The 12,473-nt window shown below is 72.6% G+C and carries 11 protein-coding genes; 6 read left to right on the top strand and 5 right to left on the bottom strand.

Translation table 11 applies throughout. From position 1 onward, the window contains the following. Window positions 1-125: 125 nt before the first annotated feature. Entirely contained in the window at window positions 126-548 is a 423-nt protein-coding gene (locus IE263_RS26245) for a DnaJ family domain-containing protein (protein ID WP_189940250.1), read from the top strand. 22 nt (window positions 549-570) lie between these two features. Here IE263_RS26245 and IE263_RS48770 read toward each other — a convergent pair whose 3' ends face one another. Next, the gene (locus IE263_RS48770) at window positions 571-1,110 is read right to left on the bottom strand and encodes a hypothetical protein (protein ID WP_229911166.1); all 540 of its coding nucleotides are present in this window, start codon (window positions 1,108-1,110) and stop codon (window positions 571-573) included. A gap of 5 nt (window positions 1,111-1,115) precedes the next feature. Next, entirely contained in the window at window positions 1,116-1,799 is a 684-nt protein-coding gene (locus IE263_RS26235) for a hypothetical protein (RefSeq protein ID WP_189940249.1), read from the bottom strand. A 301-nt stretch (window positions 1,800-2,100) separates the two neighbouring features. On the opposite strand from IE263_RS26235, the gene IE263_RS26230 reads away from it, so the two are divergent. After that, window positions 2,101-2,607 carry a GNAT family N-acetyltransferase gene (locus tag IE263_RS26230; protein ID WP_189940248.1) on the top strand — a complete coding sequence of 169 codons (507 nt, stop codon included), beginning with the start codon at window positions 2,101-2,103 and terminating at the stop codon, window positions 2,605-2,607. Here the strand turns inward: IE263_RS26230 and IE263_RS26225 are convergent. Beyond that, window positions 2,604-4,643 (bottom strand): MDR family MFS transporter, encoded by a 2,040-nt coding sequence (locus tag IE263_RS26225; protein WP_189940247.1) that lies wholly within the window; start codon window positions 4,641-4,643, stop codon window positions 2,604-2,606. The two genes, IE263_RS26230 and IE263_RS26225, sit on opposite strands and share 4 nt — an antisense overlap. A gap of 163 nt (window positions 4,644-4,806) precedes the next feature. Here IE263_RS26225 and IE263_RS26220 point away from each other — a divergent pair, with 163 nt between their 5' ends. Beyond that, the gene (locus tag IE263_RS26220) at window positions 4,807-5,898 is read left to right on the top strand and encodes a peptidoglycan-binding domain-containing protein (RefSeq protein ID WP_229911165.1); all 1,092 of its coding nucleotides are present in this window, start codon (window positions 4,807-4,809) and stop codon (window positions 5,896-5,898) included. A gap of 116 nt (window positions 5,899-6,014) precedes the next feature. On the opposite strand, the gene IE263_RS26215 is transcribed toward IE263_RS26220, so the two are convergent. Both IE263_RS26215 and IE263_RS26210 read right to left on the bottom strand, forming a co-directional pair. After that, window positions 6,015-6,677, bottom strand: a complete 663-nt coding sequence (locus IE263_RS26215; protein ID WP_189940245.1) for an HAD-IA family hydrolase — start codon at window positions 6,675-6,677, stop codon at window positions 6,015-6,017. A gap of 284 nt (window positions 6,678-6,961) precedes the next feature. After that, a complete protein-coding gene (locus IE263_RS26210) occupies window positions 6,962-7,543 on the bottom strand; it encodes a TMEM165/GDT1 family protein (protein WP_189940244.1) in 582 nt (193 codons plus the stop codon). Between the two features lie 422 nt (window positions 7,544-7,965). On the opposite strand from IE263_RS26210, the gene IE263_RS26205 reads away from it, so the two are divergent. The 3 genes from IE263_RS26205 (at window position 7,966) to IE263_RS26195 (ending at window position 12,392) form a co-directional block, all read left to right on the top strand. Continuing rightward, window positions 7,966-8,610 (top strand): HNH endonuclease family protein, encoded by a 645-nt coding sequence (locus IE263_RS26205; RefSeq protein WP_189940243.1) that lies wholly within the window; start codon window positions 7,966-7,968, stop codon window positions 8,608-8,610. A gap of 76 nt (window positions 8,611-8,686) precedes the next feature. Then, window positions 8,687-10,315: an alkaline phosphatase D family protein gene (locus IE263_RS26200; protein ID WP_189940242.1), complete on the top strand. Its 1,629-nt coding sequence runs from the start codon at window positions 8,687-8,689 to the stop codon at window positions 10,313-10,315. 154 nt (window positions 10,316-10,469) lie between these two features. After that, window positions 10,470-12,392 (top strand): FAD/NAD(P)-binding protein, encoded by a 1,923-nt coding sequence (locus IE263_RS26195; protein ID WP_189940410.1) that lies wholly within the window; start codon window positions 10,470-10,472, stop codon window positions 12,390-12,392. The last annotated feature ends 81 nt before the right edge of the window (window positions 12,393-12,473 follow it).

The following is a 12,473-nucleotide window of genomic DNA, read 5'->3' as shown; positions in this document are numbered from 1 at the left end:
TCGTGAGATGTCCGACGATGTCTGAACTGACCCTGCACGTCACCTGCGAGTGGCCTGGCAAGTGACCATGCACAGCGGCCGCATACTAAATCGCCCGGCCCCGTCGCGTCCGGCACAATGGACGCATGACCGAGCGAAAGCCACCCGGTGTTCCGTTCGAGTCCTGGGTCGACAAGCAGATCCGCGACGCCCAGCGGCGCGGCGAGTTCGATCAACTCCCGGGCGCGGGCAAGCCGTTGGCCCCCGGCACCGACACCTCGTACGACGAACTGTGGTGGATCAAACGCAAGATGGCCCGTGAGGGCCTCTCGGTCCTGCCGCCGGCGCTCGCGCTGCGCAAGGAGGCGGAGGACGCCCTCGCGGCGGCGTACGCGGCCCCTTCGGAGCGCCTCGTCCGGAAGATCATCACGGACGTCAACGTCAAACTCCGCGACATGATGTTCAAGCCGCCGCCCGGCCCCCCGCTGGGCATGAAGCCGTACGACGTCGAGAGGGTCGTACGGGAGTGGCGGGAGCGCCGGGCGGCGGCCGGGGACGGCACCCCTTAGGACCGCCGGATCAGCGGCCGACTCACATGTGCAGCAGCCGTTCCGTCAGTTCGCGGTAGTCCCGCAGGGCCAGGCGGAGCTGTTCGGTGTCGGCGGTCGTGACGGTGTCGCCCTTCGCGCCCTCCGCGAGCTGCCAGGAGCCGCGCAGGGTACGACGGCGGCTGTTCACGGCGTCGGTGAAGCGTGCGGCCAGCTCCTCCAGGACGTGGTCCGCCTCCTCGACGGCGTCCCGGGGACGGTCCACGAACTCCGCGACCGCGTGCTGGATGCGCGAGGTGAGCTTGTCGCACTCCTCGTTCGGGAGCAGCGGGGAACCGTGCGAGCCCTCGGGGCGGTGACCGCCGCCGACAGGGGTCCCGGCGCCCTTGGCGTCAGCGCCCATGCCGCCCTCTCCGGCGGCCCTGGCGCCCCTGGCGTCCCTGGTCTCCTCGACCATGGCGGCCCGCATTTCCGCAGTCGTCGCCGGGGCCTCCTGGCCTCCGGAGACCAGGCGGGTCCGGTCCTGGTTCTGCTCGTTCCGCCTCCCCCACCTGTCCTCACCGCTCGATGTCACGTCCGGCATCGCTGTCACCCCTCCTTCGTCTGGTGCCGGTGGAAGCTCCACGGCAGGTGGTGGCCCTCACGGGCCCGGGTCGCCCGGCGATCGTCGTGCCGGGTCCGTGCGCGGTGGCGGCCGGACATGTGCCGGTCCTGGCCCACCAGGTCGTCGAAGAGGGCGCGGCCGTCGACCATGGCGGCCCGCAGATCCTCGGTGCCGGGGCCCCGGCCGTCGCGCGTGCCGCCGTCGGCCCCGACGCGCGCGACCTGATGCACGCGCCGGTAGCCGTGCACATGGTCCGCGTGGTGCACGGACAGCGCGGCGACCTGCTCCTCGTACTGCGCACCGTCCGGGAAGCCCCGGGCGCCTGCCACCTCCGCGAGCAGTCGGTCGGCCTCGGCGACCGCCTCACGGGGCGAGTCGACGAAGCGCTCCTGCGCGGCCGTCCAGCGGGCCTCGAACCGCTCGCGCTCCGCGGGCTCCAGCGGCCGCTCATGCAGCCCGCCGTGCCGCTCCACGAGGGCGCCGAGTTCCCGCTCGGCCGCCTTGACGTCCCCGTCGTGCCGGGCCACGGCCCGGTCGTACTCGGGCCCGAAGCGCTGCTTCAGGCTGCGTCCTCCGTGCGACCCTCGGGCCCTCGCGGCCAGGATGGCCGCGACGGCGATGACGGCCGCCACGATCACGATCAGAGCGATGATCACGCCTGTGGACATGGTTGCCTTCCGGTGTGTCGGCCCCTCGGGCCGGTTCACCGTTCGGGTTGCCCGGACTGCGCCGGACAAACGGCACATGGTTCGCGCCGCCCTGTCTCCGGAGTTGCCGGGACGGGTGTGCCGATCCGGCGGCTCTCCGAATCCGCTGGGCGTCGGCGGGGAGCGGCTGCACGGGTGGGTGTCTGTGCGACGGCCTCGGCGACCGGCACGTCGAGTGGCGGAAGACGCAGGTGGTGGACCCGCCGGAGGTCACGCATATCCGGTTGCGCGCCCGGTGGGTCCGCTCCCGAGAATGACCGTCATGACCTGGACGATCGCCCCGGAACCCGTGGACTCCCCTGTCGCCGCCGCGCTGTGGCGGGCGTACTACACGGAGGTCAGCGACCGCTGGTACCTGCTGCACGAGGGGCGCCGCACCGACCCCGACGAGCTGGAACGGGAGATCGCCGCCAGCACCGGGGACCGGCTGGCGCCGCCGCGGGGCCGGTTGCTCGTCGCACGGTACGACGGTGAGCCGGCCGGCAGCGCGGGCGTACGGCTGGTGGACGCGACGACCGCCGAGCTCAAGCGCGTGTTCCTGCTCCCGGGGGCACGCGGCAAGGGCGGCGCGCCCCTGCTCGTCGGCGCCGCCGAGGACGCCGCCCGCGCACTGGGCGCCGGCCGCATGATCCTCGACACCCGCGGCGACCTGGTCGAGGCCCGCGCCCTGTACGCCCGGCTCGGCTACACGGAGACCGAGCCGTACAACGAAAATCCGTACGCCGAGCACTGGTTCAGCAAGAGTCTCGTCGGCGGCGAGGCCGGCTAACCGAGCCGGGCCAGCGGCCTTCCCTCGTGGGGCTGTTCGCGGTCCGAGCCGCACAGCTCGGTGTTGAGCTCCTTGACCAGTTGGACCAGGTCGGTGGGGCGGTCCGGGCCCCACCAGTCGCCGAGGAGTTCGGCGAGGGAGTCCTCGCGGGCCTGGGCGAGGCGTTCGGCGACCTCACGGCCCTGGGGGGTGAAGACGAGGTCGAGGCCCTCGCGGGCGGCGAGGTGGCGTTCCTCGAGCTGGCGGCCGCCGTCGAGGATCACGGAGAGCGGGACGGGGCTGCGCTCGGCGAGCACGCCCGGTTCGACGCTGCCGTACCGCTTGATGCGCAGCAGCATCCAGCCGGCGACCGGGAGGAGGTCGTAGCCGGCCCGGGTGATGATCTTGCGGTAGATCTCGCGGCGGCCCTCGCGGGTGCCGAGGACGGACAGCGCGCGGCACACCTCGTCGTACGACGACCGCTCGACGGGGTTGCTGGCGAGGGTCTCGGTCACGTCCGGGGCGGTGACGGAGCCGCGCAGCCGGTCCTCCCGCAGGAACCAGGCGAGGAGGAAGCCGAGGAGGGCGACGGGGGCGGCGTAGAGGAAGACGTCCGTGATGGAGGACGCGTAGGCGTGCAGGACCGGTGGGCGCAGGGCGGGCGGCAGGTCGGCGATGACGCGCGGGTCGGCCTCCAGGGCGTCGGTGGAGACTCCGGGCGGGAGGTCGACGCCCCGGAAGGCGGCGGCGAGCTTGTCGCCGAGGCGGTTCGCGAAGACCGTACCGAAGACGGCGACGCCGAAGGACGCGCCGATGGAGCGGAAGAAGGTCGCGCCGGAGGTGGCGACGCCGAGGTCCTCGTAGGAGACCGCGTTCTGCACGATGAGGACCAGGACCTGCATCACCAGGCCGAGGCCCAGGCCGAAGACAAAGAAGAAGGCGCTCATCTCGGCCGTGGGGCTGTTCTCGTCGAGCTGGTGCAGGAGGAGCAGGCCGACGGTGGTGACGGCGGTGCCCGTGAGCGGGAACACCTTCCAGCGGCCGGTGCGGCTGACGATCTGCCCGGACACCGTCGACGACAGCAGCATGCCGGCCACCATCGGCAGCATGTGCACGCCCGACATGGTCGGCGAGACGCCCTGGACGACCTGGAGGAAGGTCGGCAGATAGGTCAGCGCGCCGAACATCGCGAAGCCGACGATGAAGCTGATGACGGCGGAGAGCGTGAAGGTGCGGATGCGGAACAGCTTGAGCGGGAGGACCGGTTCGGCCGCCCTCCGTTCCACGGCGACGAAGGCGACGGCGAGGACGACGCCCAGGACGGCCAGTCCGACGATCTGCGGCGAGCCCCAGCCCCAGGTCGTGCCGCCGAGGGAGGCCACCAGCACCAGGCAGGTGGCGACCGAGGCGATGAGGAAGGTGCCGAGGTAGTCGATGACGTGCTTGGCCGCCCTGCTCGGGATGCGCAGGACGGTCGCGATGACGGCGAGGGCGACGACGCCGACGGGGAGGTTGATGTAGAAGACCCAGCGCCAGCTCAGATGCTGGGTGAACAGGCCCCCGAGGAGCGGGCCGAGGACGCTGGTCGCGCCGAAGACGGCACCGAACAGGCCCTGGTAGCGGCCGCGTTCACGCGGTGGGACGAGGTCGCCGACGATCGCCATCGACAGCACCAGCAGCCCGCCGCCGCCCAGACCCTGCACGGCCCGGAAGGCGATGAGCTGCGGCATGTTCTGCGCCATCCCGCACAGCGCCGAGCCGATCAGGAAGATCACGATCGCGGTCTGGAAGAGCTTCTTGCGCCCGTACTGGTCGCCCAGCTTGCCCCACAGTGGTGTCGCGGCCGTGGACGCCAGCAGGTACGCCGTGACCACCCAGGAAAGGTGCTCCAACCCGCCGAGGTCGCTGACGATCGTGGGCAGCGCGGTCGACACGATCGTCTGGTCGAGGGCGGCGAGCAGCATGCCCAGCAGCAGCGCGCCGATCGAGACGAGGACGTTTCCGGGGACGTGTTCCTGACGGGGATCCCCCGTCCGCGTGTGCGCGTCCAAGGCCATGGATGCCTCCCGAGGCTCACGTGACACCTACTCCATCGTGATCGGTGTGTCCCGTTATGGCCCGTCGAGTCCTGTCGGAACCCTGCATTCCGGGGGTCACGGGCAGGAGGTCGTGTGAAGGATCGGCATAATCTCTGGAGTTCGCATGGGGAGGGACGAACAGGTGAACGAACCGATGGGACAGCAGGGGCGACCGGGGCGGCACGGGCTTCCGTGCCCGGAGTGCGGAGCGCTCCGCGCGCCGGACAACACCCCGTCGTGCACCTGCGCCCAGCGGGCGTCCGAGGCCCTGCGCGACGCACGGGTGGCCGAGGCTGCCGCCGCGGGGGACTTCGATCCGCTGCGGATACGGCCGTACGTCGAGCTCGGGGAGCAGGGACCCGGCGCCGGAACCGAGGATTCCGCGGCGTCCGACGTGACGGCACCCCTGCCTTCGGTCTCCGACGCGACCATGCCCCTGCGTGCGGTGAACCCCTCCGGCCCGGCACCGGAGACGGCAGCGCTTCCCACGCCGCTCGCCCCCACGGGCTCCCCGCCCAGCGCGACCGACCTCAGCCTGTTCGAGGCGGGTGACTCCGACCGCGGCGGAGCGTACGCAGACCGCGAGCGACCGCGCGGCCGGCGTCGCCGGACGCTGCTGATCGCGAGCGCCGCCGCGGCCGTGTCCGTCATCGCGGCGGCCGGGTTCGCCAGCGGGCTGTTCTCCTACGAGAAGCCGACCCGTGACAGCGCCGCCCCCGAGGACGTACGGGCCGCCGTGCCGGACACCTCGACGAGCGCGGCCTCCCCGTCGGCCTCCAGCGCCTCCCCCTCCCCCTCGGAGAGCGAGAGCGCCTCCCCCTCCCCCTCGGAGAGCGAGAGCCCCTCACCGTCCCCGTCGGCGTCCAGCGCCTCCCCGTCGGCTTCCGCCACGAGCGAGCCGAGCCCCAGCACCCCGACCGCCCGGGCCACGGGATCCCTGACACCGGGGAACGGCGCCGACAACGCCGCCGGCGACGGCGCTGACGACGCCGCCGGGAGCAGCCCCGAGGCAACGGTTCTGCGCCGCGGGGACCGGGGGGACGAGGTGACGGAACTCCAGCTGCGGCTGAAGCAGCTGTTCCTCTACAACGACGATGCCAACGGCGTCTTCACCAGCAAGCTGGAGGAGGCTCTGCGGAACTACCAGTGGTCGCGGGGCATCCAGGGCGACGAGCTGGGGGTGTACGGGGCGGCGACGAGGGAGAAGCTGGAGTCGGAGACGAAGGAGCCGTAGGCCCGTCGATCCGCGGGCAGTCGTGCCGCCTGGGGCGGCTCCCGACCCACAGAAGGCGGCACCCCGCAAGCGCCGGGCTGCGCGACCCACCCCCGGACCGCACGCCGGGTGACGCCTCACCCAACGTACAGACGAACACCCTCCTGCACGACCTCCACCCGCACCTCCCGCAAGTCCCGCACCACCACATCCGGCGCATGCGCCCTCGCCCGGTCCCCCACGCCCACCACCCGCATCCCCGCCGCCCGCCCCGCGGCGATCCCCGCCCCGGAGTCCTCGAAGACCACGCACTCCGCCGGGTCGACGCCCAGCTCCGCCGCGCCCTTCAGGAACCCCTCGGGATCCGGCTTGCTGGCCCCCACCGACTCCGCCGTGACCCGCACCTCCGGCAGCGCGAGCCCCGCCGCCGCCATCCGCGCCGTGGACAGCGGAGCGTTCGCCGAGGTCACGAGCGCATGCGGAACATCCTGCAGCGAGGCGAGGAACTCGGGCGCCCCGGGGACAGGGACGACGCCCTCCATGTCGGCGGTCTCCTCGGCCAGCATCCGCGCGTTGTCGGCGTAGTTCTGCTCCATCGGCCGGCCGGGCAGCAGGACGGCCATCGAGGCGTACCCCTGGCGGCCGTGGACGACCTGCATGACCTCGTCGCCGTCCAGACCGTGCCGTTCGGCCCAGCGCCGCCAGACGCGGTCGACGACGGCGTCGGAGTTCACGAGGGTGCCGTCCATGTCGAGCAGGAGGGCGCGGGCGGTCAGGACGGTGGACTCGGCGGCAGGCATCGGCGACTCCTTGCACGGACTCCAGGGACGTACCCGGCATGTACAGGCGCGTACGGGCACGTGCAGGCACGGACAGGCACGCAGGAAACACAAGGCGGCCCCGCCCGCCGGTCAGGGAAAACGGGCGGGAGCCACTTTGTTCCCCCACGGTACAAAACAATCCGGCGCGCACGCCACCCTCCCCGGCAAGCGTTCACTTTCCGTTCAGCTCGCCCGGTCGCCCACCCGTCCGCGGATCTCCCGCGTCACCCCCGCGTCACCCCGTGTCCCCCGCGTCACCCGCGTCACCCGGCGAACGCCTCCCACAGGCTCCACACGCCCAGCACCAGCATCAGCGCCGCCGCGATCCGCGTGATCAGCTTCAGCGGCACCCGCTTCATCAGGGCCTTTCCGCCGACGATGCCGAGTCCGGCCACCGCCCACAGCGCGAGCACCGCGCCGAGGCCGACGGAGAGCGGGTCGTCGTAGCGGGCGGCGAGGTTGGCCGTCATGATCTGGGTGAGGTCGCCGAACTCGGCGACGAGGATGAGCATGAAACCCGCCCCGGAGACCTTCCAGAAGGACTGGTTCTCGGGCCGCCGGATCTCCTCCTCGTCCTCGTCCTTCTTCCACAGCAGCATCGCGGCGCCGGCGAGGAAGAGGACACCCGTCAGGGCGTGCACGATCTGCTGCGGGAGCAGCGTCAGCACACTGCCGGCCGCCACGGCGAGCGCGACATGCAGGGCGAAGGCGGCGGCGACGCCGGCGAAGACGTACGAGGCGCGGTAGCGGGTGCCGAGGACGAGGCCGGCGAGGGCGGTCTTGTCCGGCAGTTCGGCGAGGAAGACGACGCCGAAGACGAGCGCCGTCACGGTGAAGCTGATCAAGGGTCCTCAATCGGTCGGGGCTGCCCCACCGAGAGTGCTGCTTCCTTCGCGCAGGACGCCTCGGCACGGCAGCACACATGTCATCCGTGCCGTACGGCACGGATGTGCACTGCTTGCCGAAGGTCTCGCCGGCCGACCCTGTGCGGGCCTGCCTCCGGGCGCCGGCTCAGCTGTCGCGGGGACGGGCTGAGCAGTATGTCGACGGTCCGGCGAAGAGCTACTCCCCTTCTGCGCCGTCCATAGTACGTGACCCTCACGCCGGTCTCGCGGGGCCGAAGATCCCGTCACGGATCCCGCCGCACACCTTGTCGTGTCATGTTCGCGTCATTAACTTCTTACCGCGCGCACACCTCCCCGCAACGCGGCATCGCGAGCATTCCCTCGCTCGCACCGCAACGCCCCCACCCCTCAAGGGAGTTCGCATGTCGAAGTTCTACGCGCGTCGACGGGTCAGCATACTCGCGGCGCTCACCGGCCTCATAGCTTCCGTCGCGCTCTTCAACTCCCCGACCGCCTCCGCCGCCCTGCCCACCCCGGTCAGCGCCGCCACCGCCCGCACCTACCTCGCCTCGCTCACCGTGGCGACCGAGGACCGCACCGGCTACAGCCGTGACCTCTTCCCGCACTGGATCACCCAGTCCGGCACCTGCAACACCCGCGAGGTCGTCCTCAAGCGCGACGGCACGAACGTCGTCCAGGACTCCGCCTGCGCGGCCACCAGCGGCAGCTGGTACTCCCCCTACGACGGCGCCACCTGGACCGCCGCCTCCGACGTCGACATCGACCACCTCGTCCCGCTCGCCGAGGCCTGGGACTCCGGCGCCGACAGCTGGACCACATCCCGCCGCCAGGCCTTCGCCAACGACCTGACCCGCCCGCAGCTCATCGCCGTCACCGACAACGTCAACCAGGCCAAGGGCGACCAGGACCCCGCCACCTGGATGCCGTCGCGCACGGCCTACCGCTGCACCTACGTCCGCGCCTGGGTCCAGGTGAAGTACTACTACGGCCTTTCCGTGGACTCCGCCGAGAAGAGCGCGCTCACGAGCTACCTGTCGAGCTGCTGATCCCCGTTCCGCACCGGAACCTCGCCACTGACCTCCGTCGTTCCGTACCGTACGGGGCGACGGAGGAGGCGATCACGTGGCCGGACTGCGGCTGGGACCCCTGCTGAGATACGCCGACGGCGCGACCGCGACCGTCTGGGTCGAGACGAGCCGTCCGTGCGCCGCCGAAGTGCGCTGCGCGGACGGCTCCGGCGGCACGGCCCGCACCTTCCAGGTGGCGGGTCACCACTACGCCCTGATCCCGGTGACCGGCCTGACGCCGGGCACGGAGACGGCGTACGAGGTGGCCCTCGACGGCACGCGCGTGTGGCCGCCGCCCGACTCCCGCTTCCCGCCCTCCGTGATCCGCAGCCGGGCCGACGGCGACGACGTCCGCGTGGCCTTCGGCTCCTGCCGGTGGGCGGCGCCCCCGGCCGACGAGCACGACCCCGTGGGCCCGGACGCCCTGGACAGCCTGGCCGCGCGGATCGCCGCCGACCCGGGAGCCGAGCGGCCCGACGTCCTGCTGCTGCTCGGCGACCAGGTGTACGCCGACGAGACCTCCGCCGCGATCCGCCGCCGCCTCGCGGCCCGCCGCGACCTGGCCGAACCCCCGGGCGCCGAGGTCGCCGACTACGAGGAGTACACCTGGCTCTACTACGAGTCCTGGCTCGACCCCGAGGTCCGCTGGCTGCTGTCGACCGTGCCCAGCTGCATGATCTTCGACGACCACGATGTGATCGACGACTGGAACACCTCCGCCTCCTGGCTCGCCGACATGCGGGCCACCCCCTGGTGGCGCGAGCGGCTGCTCAGCGGCCTGATGTCGTACTGGGTCCACCAGCACCTCGGGAACCTCTCCCCGGCCGAACTGGCCGCCGACCCGCTCTACGCGGCCGTACGCGCCACCCCCGACGGCACCGACCTCCTGCGCGACTTCGCCTGCCGCGCCGACGCCGAACCATCCTCCGTGCGCTGGAGCTACCGGCGTGACTTCGGGCGGGTCCGGCTGCTGATGGTGGACACCCGGGCCGCGCGGGTGCTGGAGGAGGACGGGCGGGCGATGCTCGGCCCCGGGGAGGCGAAGTGGCTGCGCGAGCAGGCCCTCGAGGGGCGGGAATCGTACGACCATCTCCTCGTCGGCACCTCTCTGCCCTGGCTGCTGCCGCACCTCGTGCACGACGCCGAGGCGTGGAACGCGGCGCTGTGCCGGGGTGAGCGGGGCGAGCGGTGGGCGCGGTTCGGGGAGCGGGTGCGGCGGGCGGCCGATCTGGAGCACTGGGCGGCGTTCCCCGGCTCCTTCACCGCGCTGACCGAGCTGCTCGCCGAGGTGGGGACGGGAGCGGAGGCGCCGGCCAGTGTGCTCGTGCTGTCCGGGGACGTGCACCACGCGTACGTGGCCGAGCCGCGGTGGCCGGCGGCCGCTCCGGACGCGCGGGTGCTGCAGCTCACCTGCTCGCCCGTCCACAACTCCATCCCGCTGTCGATCCGGGTCGGCTTCCGCTTCGGGTGGAGCGCCGTGGCCCGCGCGTTGGGGCGCCGGTTCGCGCGGCACGGGCGCTGTCCCCGGCCGGTCGTGGACTGGCGCAGGACGGGCGGGCCCTGGTTCGGCAACCAGCTCATGACCCTGACGCTGCGCGGGCGTTCGGCCCGGCTGCGGCTGGAGCAGGCGCGGGAGAACGGGGCGCTCGCGACGGTGGAAGAGTCCGACTTGACCCCGGCATGAGGTGCTTTTGAGGGACAACTCGGGCGTGTGGGGCTCGCGTTGGCTTCCGTGAGGCGCGGGGGCATGATGAGGCGGACCGTCCGCTTCCATCGCGTTCTCGTGGGCGGTTCACTCCATCGCGCCCCCACGCCCGGGAGTCAGGCCCTTGCCCTCACTGAATGCGGAACCGGCGTCGAACCCGCAAGGCCCGGAGCCGGAGCCGGCGTCGGCCGCCGTCGCCGTCGCCCTCGTCGGCGCCGGGCCGCGCGGCACCAGCGTCCTGGAACGCCTCTGCGCCTCCGCGCCGGAGCTGCTCCCCGCCGGGGCACGGCTGACGGTCCACGTCGTCGACCCGGCGCCGCCCGGGCCGGGCCGGGTCTGGCGCACCGGGCAGTCGCACGAGCTGCTGATGAACACCGTGGCCTCGCAGGTGACCCTGTTCACCGACGACAGCGTGGACTGCGCGGGCCCGATCCGGCCGGGCCCCAGCCTGCACGAGTGGGCGGGCGGCGAGCCGGGCCCGGACGACTACCCGACCCGCGCCCAGTACGGCCGCTACCTGGAGTGGGTGTTCGCGCGGACGGTCCGCCAGGCCCCGCCCTCGGTACGCGTCGAGACGCACGCGGCACGCGCGGTCCGGCTCGACGACTCCGCCGACGGCCGCCAGGTGCTGACCCTGGACGACGGCCGGGTGCTGCTCGGCCTGTCCGCCGTGGTCCTCGCACAGGGCCATCTGCCGGTGGCCGCCGACCCGTCCCAGCAGCGCCACGCCGCCTACGCCGCACGCCACGGCCTGTGCCACATCCCGCCCGCCAACCCGGCCGACGTCGACCTCTCCGCCGTGACGCCCGGCGAACCGGTGCTGCTGCGCGGCCTGGGCCTGAACTTCTTCGACCACATGGCCCTGCTGACGACCGGCCGCGGCGGCCGCTTCGTCCCCGCCGGCGCCGACGGCCTGCGCTACCTGCCGTCGGGCCGCGAACCGCGCCTGTACGCCGGCTCCCGGCGCGGCATCCCGTACCAGGCGCGCGGCGACAACGCCAAGGGCCCCTACGGCCGCCACACCCCGCTCGTGCTCACCCCGGAGGTGATCTCGTGCTTCCGCAAACGCGCGGACTCCGGTGACGCGCCCGACTTCCTCACGGAGATATGGCCGTTGGTGGCGAAGGAGGTGGAGACGGTCTACTACGCGGCCCTCGTACGGCGCCCTGAGTTCGCGGACCGCTTTCTCGCCGTCCCGCACCGGAGCCCCCAGGAGGCCGCCGTCCTCGAGGAGTTCGGGGTGCCGGAGGCCGGCCGGTGGAACTGGGACCGGATCTCCCGGCCGTATACGGGACGGGAGTTCGCGCATCCGGGGCAGTGGCGGGAGTGGCTGCTGGCGTATCTGCGGCGGGACGCCGAGGAGGCGGCGCGGGGCAATGTGCGCGGGCCCCTGAAAGCGGCCCTGGACGTGCTGCGGGACCTGCGCAACGAGCTGCGGCTGGTCGTCGACCACGGAGGGCTGGCCGGCGCCTCCCGCCGGGACCACCTCGACCGCTGGTACACCCCGCTCAACGCGTTCCTGTCCATCGGCCCGCCCCGCCGCCGTATCGAGGAGCTGACCGCGCTGGTGGAAGCGGGGGTGGTGGAGGTGCTGGGCCCGCGGCTGGAGGTGCGGGAGGAGGACGGGGCCTGGCGGGCACACTCCCCGGACGTGCCCGGCTCGGCCGTCCGCGTGACGGCCCTCATAGAGGCCCGGCTTCCGGAACCGGACCTGCGCCGCACCGCCGACGGTCTCCTCGCCCGGCTGCTGAGGACCGGGCAGTGCCGCCCGCACACGGTCGACGGTTACGTGACCGGAGGGCTGGATGTGACACAACGGCCCTACCGCCTGATCAACCGTCAGGGCCGGGCGCACACGCGGCGGTTCGCCTTCGGGGTGCCCACGGAGGGCGTGCACTGGGTGACCGCGGCGGGCGCCCGCCCGGGTGTGGATTCGGTGACGCTGTCGGACGCGGACGCGGTGGCGAGAGCGGTACTCCGTGCGGCGGCGACGGAGACGGCACCGCGAGCGGATTCGAAACCATGGCCGAATGTTGAACTTGCAAGCATCGATTAGGTCCCCCTACCGTGGGTCGCTCGTTCGGTACCGCCGCCCCCACCGGCCGGTCCGTCCCCAGGACCGGTCGTACGACCGACA

The sequence above is a fragment of the Streptomyces aurantiogriseus genome, from assembly GCF_014649375.1.
GTDB classification, from domain to species: domain Bacteria; phylum Actinomycetota; class Actinomycetes; order Streptomycetales; family Streptomycetaceae; genus Streptomyces; species Streptomyces aurantiogriseus.
Note: the sequence above shows the minus strand (reverse complement) of the source record. Positions and strands in the feature narration are given on the sequence as shown.